At 64.2% G+C, this 13,414-nt stretch carries 13 protein-coding genes; 5 read left to right on the top strand and 8 right to left on the bottom strand.

Features of this window, described 5'->3' with window-relative positions; translation table 11 throughout:
• Positions 1-18: 18 nt before the first annotated feature.
• Positions 19-1,596, bottom strand: a complete 1,578-nt coding sequence (gene hisS, locus EO094_RS10880) for a histidine--tRNA ligase (protein WP_425455874.1) — start codon at positions 1,594-1,596, stop codon at positions 19-21.
• A gap of 125 nt (positions 1,597-1,721) precedes the next feature.
• Positions 1,722-2,387 (bottom strand): DNA-3-methyladenine glycosylase I, encoded by a 666-nt coding sequence (locus EO094_RS10875; protein WP_128292321.1) that lies wholly within the window; start codon positions 2,385-2,387, stop codon positions 1,722-1,724.
• Positions 2,388-2,793: 406 nt separating this feature from the next.
• On the opposite strand from EO094_RS10875, the gene EO094_RS18715 reads away from it, so the two are divergent.
• The 3 genes from EO094_RS18715 to EO094_RS10860 all read left to right on the top strand — a co-directional run bounded on the left by EO094_RS18715 (position 2,794) and on the right by EO094_RS10860 (position 5,248).
• The gene (locus EO094_RS18715; protein WP_425455894.1) at positions 2,794-3,648 is read left to right on the top strand and encodes a L,D-transpeptidase; all 855 of its coding nucleotides are present in this window, start codon (positions 2,794-2,796) and stop codon (positions 3,646-3,648) included.
• A 208-nt stretch (positions 3,649-3,856) separates the two neighbouring features.
• Positions 3,857-4,474, top strand: a complete 618-nt coding sequence (locus EO094_RS10865; protein WP_128292320.1) for a L,D-transpeptidase — start codon at positions 3,857-3,859, stop codon at positions 4,472-4,474.
• A gap of 144 nt (positions 4,475-4,618) precedes the next feature.
• Positions 4,619-5,248: a L,D-transpeptidase gene (locus tag EO094_RS10860; protein WP_128292319.1), complete on the top strand. Its 630-nt coding sequence runs from the start codon at positions 4,619-4,621 to the stop codon at positions 5,246-5,248.
• Positions 5,249-5,375: 127 nt separating this feature from the next.
• On the opposite strand, the gene EO094_RS10855 is transcribed toward EO094_RS10860, so the two are convergent.
• Positions 5,376-6,440 carry an AI-2E family transporter gene (locus EO094_RS10855; protein WP_164879629.1) on the bottom strand — a complete coding sequence of 355 codons (1,065 nt, stop codon included), beginning with the start codon at positions 6,438-6,440 and terminating at the stop codon, positions 5,376-5,378.
• Positions 6,441-6,600: 160 nt separating this feature from the next.
• Between EO094_RS10855 and EO094_RS10850 the strand changes: the two genes are divergently transcribed.
• Positions 6,601-7,008 (top strand): helix-turn-helix domain-containing protein, encoded by a 408-nt coding sequence (locus EO094_RS10850; protein ID WP_128292317.1) that lies wholly within the window; start codon positions 6,601-6,603, stop codon positions 7,006-7,008.
• A gap of 7 nt (positions 7,009-7,015) precedes the next feature.
• On the opposite strand, the gene EO094_RS10845 is transcribed toward EO094_RS10850, so the two are convergent.
• The 5 genes from EO094_RS10845 to EO094_RS10825 form a co-directional block, all read right to left on the bottom strand.
• Positions 7,016-7,813 (bottom strand): SDR family NAD(P)-dependent oxidoreductase, encoded by a 798-nt coding sequence (locus EO094_RS10845; protein ID WP_128292316.1) that lies wholly within the window; start codon positions 7,811-7,813, stop codon positions 7,016-7,018.
• 129 nt (positions 7,814-7,942) lie between these two features.
• Positions 7,943-8,470, bottom strand: coding sequence for a hypothetical protein (locus EO094_RS10840; protein WP_128292315.1), 528 nt, complete (start codon positions 8,468-8,470; stop codon positions 7,943-7,945).
• Positions 8,471-8,492: 22 nt separating this feature from the next.
• Positions 8,493-9,866 (bottom strand): heterodisulfide reductase-related iron-sulfur binding cluster, encoded by a 1,374-nt coding sequence (locus EO094_RS10835; RefSeq protein WP_128292314.1) that lies wholly within the window; start codon positions 9,864-9,866, stop codon positions 8,493-8,495.
• Between the two features lie 2 nt (positions 9,867-9,868).
• Positions 9,869-11,074 (bottom strand): glycolate oxidase subunit GlcE, encoded by a 1,206-nt coding sequence (gene glcE / locus EO094_RS10830; protein ID WP_128292313.1) that lies wholly within the window; start codon positions 11,072-11,074, stop codon positions 9,869-9,871.
• Between the two features lie 14 nt (positions 11,075-11,088).
• A complete protein-coding gene (locus EO094_RS10825) occupies positions 11,089-12,582 on the bottom strand; it encodes an FAD-linked oxidase C-terminal domain-containing protein (protein ID WP_128292312.1) in 1,494 nt (497 codons plus the stop codon).
• 195 nt (positions 12,583-12,777) lie between these two features.
• Here EO094_RS10825 and EO094_RS10820 point away from each other — a divergent pair, with 195 nt between their 5' ends.
• On the top strand, positions 12,778-13,215 hold the full coding sequence (locus EO094_RS10820; protein WP_128292311.1) for a c-type cytochrome: 438 nt from the start codon (positions 12,778-12,780) through the stop codon (positions 13,213-13,215).
• The last annotated feature ends 199 nt before the right edge of the window (positions 13,216-13,414 follow it).

The following is a 13,414-nucleotide window of genomic DNA, read 5'->3' as shown; positions in this document are numbered from 1 at the left end:
GCCGGCGTCACCCCCATCTCAGGCCTCGCCGCGCTGCCGCTTCAGGAGCGCCTTCACCTCTTCGACGAGGTTGGTGCGCGCCACGTCGAACTGGCCCGGCCGCTCTTCCTTGTATTCCTCGTGGCTTGCGATCGCCGAAGCCTGCCGCTTGCCCTCCAGAAGATCCTTCACCTGCAGGCGGCCGCTGTCGAATTCGTCGGAGCCGGCGATGATGGCGCAGGGCGCGTTGCGGCGATCGGCGTATTTGAGCTGCGCCTTCATGCCGGAGCCGCCGAGATACATCTCAACCGGGACCGGGCGCTCGGCAGGGCCGAGATCGGCGTTGAGGCCGGCGCGAAGCTCCGCGGTGATCGCCTGATAATCGGCGAGACGCGACTTATCCATGACCGTGACGACGACCGGTCCGGTCTCGTCCTCGGAGCCGAGCTTCCCAAGATTCTTCAAGGCCGCGGCGAGGCGCGACACACCGATCGAAAAGCCGGTCGAGGGCACGTCCTCGCCGCGGAAGCGGCCGACGAGCCCGTCATAGCGCCCGCCACCGCCGACGGAGCCGAAGACGACCTTTTCGCCCTTTTCGTTCGGCACCTCGAAGGTGAGCTGCGCCTCGAAGACCGGGCCAGTGTAATACTCCAGGCCTCGGACGATCGAAGGATCGATTTCGATCCGGTCGGTCGGATAGCCTGCGGCTTCGACCAGATCGGCAATTTCGGCGAGTTCTCCGACGCCTTCCGCATAGACGGGCGTTTCGGAAAATGTCGATGTTCTCAGCTTCTCGATCACCGGCGCGTTGCTCGTTCCTGAGCGCTCGTTCGAGCCGATAAGATTAAACAGCGACAGGACCGCTTCGGCCCCCTCCTTCGAGAGACCAGCGCCCTTCGTAAAATCGCCGCTCTCGTCCTCGCGGCCTTCGCCGAGCAACTCGCGCACACCATCGATGCCGAGGCGGTCGAGCTTGTCGATCGCGCGCAACACCGTCAGGCGGCGTCCGGCATTCTCCTCGCCGCCGATGCCGATCGCCTCCATGACGCCGTCGAGAACTTTGCGGTTGTTGACCTTGATGACGTAGTCGCCGCGCGCAACGCCGAGCGCTTCCATCACATCGGCGGCCATCATGCAGATTTCCGCATCCGCCGCGACGGAGGGCGCGCCGACCGTATCGGCGTCGAACTGCATGAACTGCCGGAACCGGCCCGGGCCCGGCTTTTCGTTGCGGAACACCCAGCCGGCGCGATAGCTGCGATAGGGCTTGGGAAGCCGCTCGTAATTCTCCGCCACGTAGCGCGCCAAGGGCGCCGTCAGGTCGTAGCGCAGCGACAGCCAGGCCTCGTCGTCGTCCTGCAGCGAGAACACACCTTCGTTCGGCCGGTCCTGATCGGGCAGGAATTTGCCGAGCGCTTCGGTGTATTCAAAGAAGGGTGTCTCGACCGGCTCGAAGCCATAGCGTTCATAGACGCGCTTGATCGCGGCGAGCATCTCTTCGGTCGCGCGGATATCGCCGGCCTCGCGGTCGATAAAGCCGCGCGGCAGGCGCGCGGGGAGCCTGTTCTTCTTGTCCTTGGAGGCCATTTCAGATCGTTTCGCTTGGGTTTTCGGCATCAGAGCCGGGCTTCTCCTAGCCGAAGCAGGATGGAGCGGCAACCGGGCGGGCAGCGTCGGCTCGACACGGGGCGCCTAGGCTTTTCGGCTAAATGGGAAGACACCGTCCCTTTCGATTGGATGTCCTACGCCCCTTTCGGGAGCGGCCGCGTGAAAGCCCGGCGCGCCTCTTCCACCTCGTCGCGGCAGAAACAGCCTTCGATGTGATCGTTGACGAGGCCCATCGCCTGCATGAACGCATAAACGGTCGTCGGCCCGACAAACGACCAGCCGCGCTTCTTCAGCGTTTTGGAGAGGGCGGCCGATTCCTCCGTGTGGGCGAGTTTCACGAGCGTTGCATGGTCGAGGCGTTCGGGCCTTGCGTGCTCATGAGGTTCGAAACTCCAGAAGAACGACGCGAGAGAGCCCGTCTCTTCCACGATCTCGATCGCCCGTTTGGCATTGTTGATCGTGGAAACGATCTTGCCGCGATGGCGGATGATGCCGGCATCCTTGAGAAGACGCTCGACCTCCGGCTCGCCGAAGCGCGCGACTTCGCGAAAATCGAAGCCGGCGAAGGCGGCGCGGAAATTCTCCCGCTTCCGCAAGATCGTCAGCCACGAGAGGCCGGCCTGAAAGCCTTCCAGACAGATCTTTTCGAAAAGCCGGATATCGTCCTCGACAGGCCGGCCCCATTCGCGGTCGTGATAGGCGCGGTAGAGAGGATCGCCCGCGCACCAGAAACAGCGGCTCTGGCCGTCATCCTCGCGCACCAGGCCCTTCGTCTCGCCTGTCTCGTCACTTTCGCTCACAGGCCTTCGCCTCCTCGTCTCGCATGAGTTATCATCGCTCTGCCGCCATTTCCGCGCCCCGCCGACCCCATTCACCCTTCCTTAAGCCTCTTCGGCAACCCGAAATTCACTGCATTTTCGGGTTTCGGGGCGGCGTTTACCCGCATTTGTCAGCCTCGCACTAGCGTCGTCTGCATCTCTTAAAAACTGCCGCAATCTCAACCGACTGCGACGCTGGGTGACGAGGGTTTCTATGAAGCAGGTTCTTCTCACGCTTGCAGTGCTGAGCCTTGGCGCGCTCACACCTCAGGCGACGATGGCCGGGTCGGGCGGCAAACCGTCCGTGCCGCTCAAAGCCGAATTGCAGCAGGAATGGCTGTCGCAATTGGCGGCCGGACCGGCCCAGGGAGCCGCTGCGCGCCCGATCATGCTGGCCGATTCCCGCCGCCCTCAGGTCGTCGTCGAAAAGCGCGGTCTTCTCCAGGTTCTCTTCGATCCGCAGCCGCGGGCGCAGTATTACGCGCAGCCGCAGCGCCAGCTTTATGCGCAGCCGCAGCGCCGCCTCTATGCCGGGCCACAGGCGCCGCAGCCTCAGCCGCGCGCGGTTTATCGTTCCCGCAATCAACCGGCCCGCTTTATCGCGCCGCCCCCGACGCAACGGCAGATGCCGTCGCGCGCCAATCCCGCAGGCTATCCGACGCCCGTCTATCTGCGCCAGGAGCCGCGCGCCGTCGCGCGCCCCGCGCCGCGTCAGATGCGCCCCGTCACCCCGGTGAATGCACCACGTGCCGCCCCTGCAGCGCCGCAGGTTGCGGCCCGTCCGGCCGCGCGTTCGATCGACCCCGCCTATCTTCCGACGATCGTCGATTACGACACGAGCCAGGCACCCGGCACGATCGTCATCGATACCAACAATCGCTACCTCTATCTCGTCCAGGCGGGCGGCAAGGCGAAACGCTATGGCGTCGGCGTCGGCCGGCCGGGCTTTCAATGGGCCGGCAAGCATAAGGTGACGCGCAAGGCGGAATGGCCCTCCTGGTATCCGCCTGAAGAGATGAAAGCGCGCCAGCCGGGTCTTCCCGACCATATGGAAGGCGGGCCGGACAATCCGCTCGGCGCCCGTGCGCTTTATCTCGGCTCGACGCTTTACCGCATCCACGGGTCCAACCAGCCCTGGACGATCGGCCATGCCGTCTCCTCCGGCTGCATCCGCATGCGCAATGAGGACGTGATCGAGCTCTACAATCAGGTCGGCGTCGGCACCGAAGTCGTCGTGCTTTAACCGAGCGCACCCGGCCACTCGTCTCAAATCCCACAAGAGAGCTGTCTGCCGTGGTGCTCCGAGCCCGTCTCGGAGCACGCGGCAAGTGGCGTGCGACAATGGCAGATGCGCCACACCTCTGACCGCATGTGCGTTGCACCGTCATGCGCGACTTGTGGGCGCGTGACCGGCTTTCTAGAAAGTTTGCAAGGAGTAAGAGGTTGATCGCATGTTTCATCGCAGACTGATCCGCGCGGGCCTGCCGGCCATCGCCATTCTCGTCTTGGGACTTTTCGGCAGCGCCCAGGCGCTCACATTCTTCGATCCCGTGAGCGGCGGCTTCGTGGAAGTCGATCAGCGCTACTCGAAGAACCGCAAGCCGCCGGCAAAATATCACCGGCAGACGGTGCGCTTCTCCACGAGGGAGGCACCCGGCACGATCATCATCGATACCAACAAGCACTTCCTCTATTATGTCCTGTCGCACAATCGGGCCGTGCGCTACGGCATCGGCGTCGGACGAGAGGGCTTCGGCTGGGACGGCGAAGTGCATGTCGCGCGCAAGAGCGAGTGGCCGCGCTGGTTTCCGCCGCAGGAAATGATCGCCCGCGAGCCGCGCCTGAAGAAATACGCCAACGGCATGCCTGGCGGTCCGAGCAATCCGCTCGGCGCCCGCGCGCTTTATCTCTTCGACGGCGGCCGCGACACGCTCTACCGCATCCACGGCACCAACGAGCCCTGGACGATCGGCCTCAACGTCTCGTCAGGCTGCATTCGTCTCGTCAACGACGACATCATCGACCTCTACAATCGCGTAAAGCCGGGGGCGAAAGTCATCGTCCTTTGACGTGTCCATCGGCGCAAAAGTGACGCATTCGCGTCACTTTTCGTCCGCATGGAACGATTCGAATGTGTCGCGCATTTATGTGCCGAAATGACGCAGCGGTGGGGAGCGCCCCACCTTCCCCGCGCTGCGAAATCGGAGGCACTCATGCGCAACGTTCTTGCCCGAACCCTTGCTTCATCGGCCGCTCTGGCGGTGGTCCTTGCCACTCTCGCGCCAGTCACGGCTCAGGCGCAGACGCTGCGCTACTTCGATCCCGTGCAGCGGCAGCTCGTCACGATTCAGCCGCATCAAAGCCATCAGCGTGGGCCGGCGCCTGAGTATCGCCGCCACATTGTGGCCTATGACGGACCGGAAGCGCCGGGCACGATCATCATCGATTCCCAGAGCAAGTTTCTCTACTACACGCTGCCCAACGGCGAGGCGATCCGCTACGGCGTCGGCGTCGGGCGCGAAGGCTTCGGCTGGACCGGCGAGGTGCATGTCGGCGCCAAGGCCGACTGGCCGACCTGGACACCTCCCAAGGAGATGATCGAGCGCGAGCCGCGGCTCGTCGAATATTCCAGCGGCATGCCAGGCGGCCCGGACAACCCGCTCGGCGCCCGCGCCCTCTACCTCTACGACGGCAACAAGGACACGATGTACCGCATCCATGGCACCAACGAGCCGTGGACGATCGGGCACAACGTCTCCTCCGGCTGCATCCGCATGATGAACCATGACGTGATCGAGCTGCACTATCTCGCCAAGGTCGGCACCAAGGTTATCGTTCGCTAAGCGTTTACCCTCGAACGCTGCACCGAAACGCCCCGGCCCGCTTCTTGCGGACCGGGGCGTTTTTTTTGCCACCGTCAGACACGCTTTGGAACGCCAAACCGCGCAGGCAGGCGCCGCTCGATCGCCACTAAACGGGATCCCGGTCATCATCTGCGAGCAGTTCTCCGCCTTCGAGCTCGTCCTTCACGTAAAGCTCGCGCACGAAGACGATGGAGACGGCCAGGAGAGGCACGGCGAGCGCCATCCCCAGCCCGCCCAGAACGGCGGCAAAGACGAGCTGCGTGGAAAGGGTCAGCGCCGGCGGCAGCGACGTTGTGCGCTGCTGCACCAGCGGCTGCGTGATATTGCTCTCGAGCCCCTGGATCAGGACGTAGGCGCCCACCCCCCAAAGAGCCATCGTCCCCGAAACCGACAGACCGGCCAGGATGATCACCACACCTGCGATCGCGGGACCGAGCGTCGGAATGAAGGCAAGAAGCCCCGCCTGCAACGCCAGCAGGAACGCATAGGGCATGTCGATCAGCCAGAGCACGATCCAGCTCGCCGAAAAGATGATCGTCATGCTGATCGCCTGGCCAGCCATCCACCAGCCGAGATTTTCCGCGGCCGCCTCGATCACCTCGCGAAAACGTTCGCGCCGCTTGACGGGGACGAGATGCAAAACCCCGTCGCGATAGGTCGTCGGCGACCAGGACAGAAAAATGCCGAGGAACACGACGATCAGCGCATTGGCGAGACTGCCGAACATAAGGCTGACGACGCGTCCCACATCGCCCATCATTGCCTTCAGGTTCGGCGTCATCTCAGAGAGCTGAACGTCGCCGTTCGGCTTGATGAAGCTGAAACCGAGCTGCGAGAGCTGGTCGCCCCAATTGCGCATCAAACTGTCGGTCCGCGCCAGGAGATCGCTCGCCTGTGCCGCGAGCGTCGCTCCGCCCCAGCCGATCACCGCAAAGATCGCCCCGAAAGCCGCCAGATAGATGAAAATCTTCGCAAGGCGCGTCGGCAACCGCGTCAGCCGGTGCAGGCCGTCGGAGGCAAAGCTCAAAGCCGCCGCCAGCACGAGACCGGCGAAGACCAGAAGAAGAGCCGACGTCGCCTTCCACAAAACGAAGAGAACCACGACACCAGCAAGGAAAATCGCGGTGCGGGAGACGATGCGGCCGGTGGATTCTTTGCCGTCTTCGTGCAATATGTTTTCTCCAAACGATGAGAGTGCGGGGCAAAACGCGAGCGCTGCCGCGCGACTACGCACCCGTTGCGATCGCAGGCCCCGTGTGATCGTTCGATCAGATGATCAATAGTGTGCCGCCCGGCATGCTCTACCGCGCCAGTCCCTGGGGGAATTAAGCATGGAAGCCGCCACGACAAGCAGCCCGACCGATTTTGATGCCGATGACGGCGACACACTCGGCGGCCGCATCGTCCGCGCCCGTGACGCCATCGGCCTCTCCACCGCGCAGCTCGCCCGCCGTCTCGGCGTCAAAACCTCGACGCTGTCGCAGTGGGAAAACGATCGTGCCGAGCCGCGGGCGAACCGCCTCAACATGCTCGCCGGCATCCTCGGCGTCAGCCCGATGTGGCTTCTGATCGGCCGCGGCGTGGCGCCCGCCGACGAGGATCCGATGGCTCAGGAAGCGGCGATGCTGCGCACGGAGATTGCGCATCTCTCAAGCGAAGCTCTCCTTCTGTCGCGCCGCCTGTCGGAGGCCGCAGAGCGTCTTGGCCGGCTGCACGACAGCGCCAGCCGCAGCGAATAGCGCCCCCTTACGTCTGCACGGATTGCACCGAACCGCCGTCGACGCGCAGGTTTGAGCCGTTGATGAAGGAGCCGCGCTCGGAGGCAAGAAGCGCGATCGCCGCGGCAACCTCCGAAGCCTGCCCGCGCCGTTTCAAGGCGATCCCTGGCCGTTCCTCATCGAGGAAGCTCTGGATCGCCTCTTCGAAAGAGACGCCGAGCTTCTCGGCGCGCTGCTTCATCATCTCATCCGTCATCGGCGTCTCGATGAAGGCGGGCGCTACGGTGTTGCAGAGGATGCCGTTCTTCGCCTCCCGATAGGAGATGTTCTTGACGAATGCGGAGAGCGCAGCCTTCGCGGCATTGTACGTGGCTTCTTCCCAATAGGGCTGCACGGCGTTTTCCGAGGTCACACAGATGAAGCGCCCCCATTTCGCGTCGCGCATGCCGGGCAAAGTCGCCCGCGCCACACGCACCGCCGACATGAAATCGATGTCCCAGGCCTCCCGGTAATCCTCATCGCTCATGTCGATGGGATCACCCTTGGCCCCCGTCACGCCTGCGGCATGCACGACGATATCGATCCTGCCGAAGCGCTCGCGCCCGGCGGCGGCGACAGCATCGACGGCTTCCTGGTCGGTGACGTCGGCTGCCATGCACAGGGCGTCGGTCGGCAGGCGCTTCGCCTCCTCTTCGAGCTCGTCGATGCGAAGGTCGGAAAGAACGAGCTTCGCGCCCTCCTCCGCCAGGAGCCGCGCCGTTTCGAAGCCGATGCCGCCACTTGCGCCAGTGATCAGCGCGACACGATCTGAGATTTGAAGATCCATCAGGATGCTTGCTCCCTTCCGTCGAGTGTTCATGGAATTCACTCGGGGAACGGACCCGGGCTTCCTTTGGTTTCGCGGCACATATCAGCCGGCAGAGGGATGCAGGGCTCACACGCGGCGACGCGGCGGCTAGGCCTCGTCGAGACAACGGAAAAAGCGTGCCGTCTCACCGTCGGGACGCGTCAGGGTCAGCGCTCCCGTCTCATCGAGCTCCAGCCCGAATTCCTCGGAACTCTCCGCCCCCTCAGCTTCGCCGCAGGCCGCCGTCGCGTCGAGACGATCCTCGGAAGGACTTCTGAGATCGAGGAACCGGCAGGAGCGGCCTCCATCCGTCAGGCCGCCCCGCTCGATGCGCAAAGGCACGTCGGCGCCGTCCTGCGCCTGACAGCTTTCGTCGGTCGGCGCCCAACGGCCGGTCAGCCGCATGAGCAGGCTCATCGCCCGCTCGGGATCGTTCGTCTCACTTTGCGGGGAAGGCTGCGCATCGGGAACGATGTCTTCGGGCGGCGTCGGCGCGGGCATGTCCTCCCCCGGCGTGCTCGGCTCAGCTTCAGTCGGCGCGCTCTGCCCATGGGCTAGCCCTGTCGGCAGAAGCGGCATAGCGAGCACGAGACCGAGAGCAAGAGTGGCGCCCGCGGCTTTTCGGTGGAACGTCATTGCGTCCTCCTTGCGACCGCCGTCAGGAGACGGCAAGCGGCCTTTCAGAAGACGAAGCGGCTTTGCTCCGCGTTGGTTCCAGCGCGTGCCCGGCAAAGGCTTCCGGCGGCGGGCCACCATGCGCCCAGTCGAGGAGCTCGACGGTATGGAGGACCGGGATCTCCATCGCGGAGCCGATCTGCGTGATGCAGCCGATATTGCCGGTCGCCACCACCTCCGGCGCCACGCTTTCGATATTCGCCGCCTTGCGGTCGCGCAGCCTCGCCGCGATCTCCGGCTCCAGAATGTTGTAGGTGCCGGCCGAGCCGCAGCACAGATGGCCTTCGGGGATGCCCAGAACCTCAAATCCCGCCTCCGCCAGGAGCGTGCGCGGCTCCTTCACCACCTTCTGGCCATGCTGAAGCGAGCAGGCGGCGTGGTAGGCGACCTTGAGGCCGGTTCGGCGGCGGGGTGCGGGCAGATCGAGACGAGCGAGATATTCGCTGATGTCGAGGGCAAGCGACGATGCGCGCTCCGCCTTCTCGCGATAGGCGGGCTCCCCCTTCAACAGATGCGCATAATCCTTGATCGTCGTGCCGCAGCCCGAGGTCGTCACGAGGATGGCATCGAGCCCCTCGCCGTCGATCTCTTTCAGCCAGGCGTCGATATTGGCGCGCGCCATCGGCAGGGCCTTTTCGTCCTGCCCCATATGGTGGACGAGGCCGCCGCAGCAGCCCTCGCCCTTCGGCAGCACGACTTCGATGCCGAGGCGGGTGAGAAGCCGGATCGTGGCGGCGTTGATACCCGGATCGAGCACCGATTGCGCGCAGCCCGTCAAAAGCGCCACACGGCCCTTTCTGGCACCATTGGCCGGAAAGGCGTGACCCGTCTCCGATGCCTGGATTTTCGCGGGCAGCCGCTTGGGCGCCAGGCGCAGCATCATGGCAAGCCGGTCGAATGGCCGCCCCATGCGGGCGAGCAACGGCGCCAGGGGCCGGCCGTATCGGGCGGTGACGAGGGCAGCCCGCATCCTCGCCGGATAAGGCATGACATGCGCCAGAACGGCCCGCAGCGCCCGGTCGTGCCAGGGCCTGCGATAGGTCTCTTCGATATGCCGCCGCCCCTGATCGAGGAGGTGCATGTAATCGACCCCGGACGGACAGGTCGTCATGCAGGAGAAGCAGGAGAGACAGCGATCGATATGGAGCGCGACCTCCGCCGTCGCCGGCTTCTCTGCTTCCAGCATATCCTTGATGAGATAGATGCGCCCGCGCGGACTATCGAGCTCGTTGCCGAGTTCGACATAGGTCGGGCAGGTGGCGAGGCAGAAGCCGCAATGCACGCATTTGCGCAGAATGGCATCGGCTTCCTCGATGCGCGGATCGGCGAGCTGCTGAAGGGTGAAGGATGTTTGCAAGATCAGCTCCCCATCCGGCCGGGATTCAATATCCCCTGCGGATCGAAATTCTCTTTCAATCGCCGCGACAAAGCGGCGAGCGGGGCCGGCTGCGGTTCGAAGGGCGAGATGCCGGTGCGCAAGGCCGCAGAGCCTCGGATCAGCGTCGCGTGGCCGCCGCCAACCGCCCTGATCGCCCGCCGGATGGCGCCTTCGGCGGCATCTTCCGCGCCGCTCGCAACCTCGATCCAGACGCGGCCGCCGGCCCAATCGAAAAAGAAATTGAGCGGCTCGTTCGCGAGCCTCGCCATCAGCGCCGCACCGGCGCGCGGCGCAATGCTGACGCGCCAGAGCGGATCGCTGCGGCCGGCAAAAGGCAGGCAGTCGCGGACGGCGCGCCAGAAGTTTTCCGATTGCGGCACGTCGAGGATCTCCACCGCGCCGCGGTCGTGCATCATGCCGTTGAGCGCCTCGCTGCGATAAGAGACGGATGAGGGAAAGCCTTCCAGCCTGAGCGCGGTCACGGAGCTTTCGACGCTAAGACCACAGGCCTGCGCCATCCCTTTCGGCAGATGCGCCGCGCCCGAGACTTCGTGCGAAGAGCCCATGGCTTCGGCCATCGCCGCGCAGGCCGCCTCATCTGAGAGGCCGAGGACGAGCACGGTGGCGATGCGCTCCGGCCGCGGCAGCACTTTGAAAGTGAGATCGGTGACGAGCGCGAGCGTCCCCCAGGAGCCGGCAAGCCCCTTGGAAAGATCATAGCCCGTCACGTTCTTGACCACGCGCCCGCCAGCCTTGAAGGCCTCACCGCGGCCCGAGACGGCCGACAGCCCGAGAATATGGTCGCGCGCGGCGCCCGCCTTGATGCGGCGCGGACCGGCGAGATTGGCCGCGAGCACACCGCCCAGCGTTCCCGTCCCAGGCTCCTGCCCGAAAATCGGGCCGTAATCCATCGGCTCGAAGGCGAGTTCCTGATTGGCATCCGCCAGGAGCTTTTCGATCTCGGCAAGCGGCGTGCCGGCTTTGGCGGAGAAGACGAGCTCGTCCGGCTCGTACAGGGTGACGCCGGACAAAGCGGAGAGATTGAGCGTGTATTCCGCCTGAACCGGGCGGCCGATGCCGCGCTTCGACCCGTGTCCCAGGATTTCGAGCGGCACCTGTTCGGCGGCCGCCCAGCGGACGACATCGAGCACGGATTCGGCAGTCTCGGGGCGAAGCGTTTCGGCCATGGGGCGAGAAAATCTCAGAAGCGGGGAATGTCGGGGAAAGGAAGCTGGCCCTTATGCACATGCATGCGGCTGAGCTCGGCGCATTGGTGCAGCTCCGGAAACACCTTGCCGGGATTGAGGAGCTGGCGGGCATCGAAGGCGCATTTCACCCGTTCCTGCTGGGCGAGATCGTCCTCGCTGAACATCTCGCCCATGAGGTCGCGCTTTTCCACGCCGACGCCGTGCTCGCCGGTCAGAACGCCGCCCACCTCCACGCAGAGCTTCAGGATCGCCGAGCCGAACGCCTCGGCCCGTTCCAGCTGATCGGTATCGTTGGCGTCATAGAGAATGAGCGGATGGAGATTGCCGTCGCCGGCATGGAAGACATTGGCGACCCGCAGGCCGAATTCTGTCTCCATCTCCTTCATGCGGTGCAGAACCTTCGGCAGGGCTTTGCGCGGGATCGTGCCGTCCATGCAGTAATAATCCGGCGAGATGCGGCCGACGGCGGGAAAGGCCGCCTTGCGTCCCGCCCAGAAATTGGCGCGCTCCTCTTCCGACTGCGAGACGCGGATATTGGCGGCATTGTTGTCGCGCGCGATCGCCTCGACCCGTTCGATCAACTCGTGCACCTCCTCGCCCGGGCCGTCGAGCTCGACGATCAGGAGCGCCTCGACATCGAGGGGATAGCCGGCATGGACGAAATCTTCCGCAGCCTGGATCGCCAGGCTATCCATCATCTCCATGCCGCCCGGAATGATCCCGGCGCCGATGATGTCGCCGACGCAGCGGCCCGCATCCTCGTTCGTCGGAAAGCCGAGGAGAAGCGCCCGCGCCGTCTCCGGCAAGCGCAGAATTCGAACCGTCACCTCCGTGACGACACCGAGAAGCCCTTCCGAGCCCGTCATCAGGCCGAGGAAATCGTAGCCTTCGCTGTCGAGATGCTTGCCGCCGAGCCGAATGACCTCGCCGGTTATCAGCACCATCTCCAGCCCGAGCACGTTGTTCGTGGTGAGCCCGTATTTCAAGCAATGCACGCCGCCGGAATTTTCCGCGACATTGCCCCCGATGGAACAGGCGATCTGCGAGGAAGGATCGGGGGCATAATAAAACCCGCGATGTTCCACGGCCCGGGTGACGGCGAGATTGGTGACGCCCGGCTGCACGATCGCCGCGCGGTTATCGAAATCGACGTCGAGAACCTTGTTGAACTTCGACATGACAAGAAGGACGCCGTCTGCCAGCGGCAGGGCGCCGCCGGAGAGCGAGGTGCCCGAGCCGCGCGGCACGACGCGGATCTCATTGTCGTAACAATAGCGCAGCACGCGCTGCACCTGTTCCACCGTCTCCGGCAGGACGACAATCATCGGCAGCTGACGATAGGCGGTGAGACCATCTGTCTCAAACGGCCGCATGCCATCAGGATCCGTGATGACCCCCTCACCCGGAACGATGGCCGAAAGCGCCTTGGCGATTTCCTCACGGCGCGCCAGAATTTCGGCCTTCGGGCCGGGCATCGCCACACTCATTGAGCCTCCCTGCTCTTTTGTCTTTGGCCTTCTTCCGAGGCCCGCCGATTATCGTTCAGCGTTTCATCTCAGGCAACCATAGCGCGATGTCGCATTGCCAAACCAGAAAATCCTCCCCCTTGTGTGGCGCGAAGCCCTGTGCTCCATTCCGCCACCTTGGAATGAGTCAAGCTTTGACATAACAAGGAGTGTCCAATGATTAGGATTTCGGCTGCTGCCCTTGGCATTGCTGCCATCCTTGCCGCGGGCAGTGCGTATGCTCAGGACGACCTCGTCGCGGCCGGTGAGAAGGTCTACAAGCAGTGCCACGCCTGCCACTCGGTTGGTGAAGGCGCCAAAAACCGCGTCGGTCCCGAGCAGAACAACCTGTTCGGACGTGTCGCTGGCTCGTTGCCTGACTTCCGTTATTCCGACGCTATGAAGAGCGCCGGCGAGAACGGCCTCGTCTGGACCGAAAAGTCCCTGCACGAGTACCTGAAGAACCCGCGCGCTTATGTGCCGAAGACAAAGATGATCTTCGCCGGCCTCAAGAAGCCCGAAGACATCGACGCGGTGGTTGCCTATCTGAAGACGTTCGATACGGATGGTATGCCGGATCCGGACGCCAGCACGTACACGCCGCCCAACGGCTAATCGGGCGCAAGCGCCTGTTTCATGACGACCCGCCGCTCGAAAGGGCGGCGGGATTTTTTTCGAGGTCCGTTTTTCGCTCGCGGAGATTTCCGTGCCGCGGCCATTCTTCGTGGCGGTTTGAGCGGCTGGCGCGCAGGAACTTCGGCAAAGCCCGTTGCCTCGGCATGAGCTCGTAATGCTGACACCAGAAGCCTGCGCC

The organism is Afifella aestuarii (assembly GCF_004023665.1).
GTDB lineage: Bacteria > Pseudomonadota > Alphaproteobacteria > Rhizobiales > Afifellaceae > Afifella > Afifella aestuarii.
The sequence above is the reverse complement of the archived record's forward strand: the minus strand, read 5'-3'. Positions and strand labels throughout refer to the sequence as shown.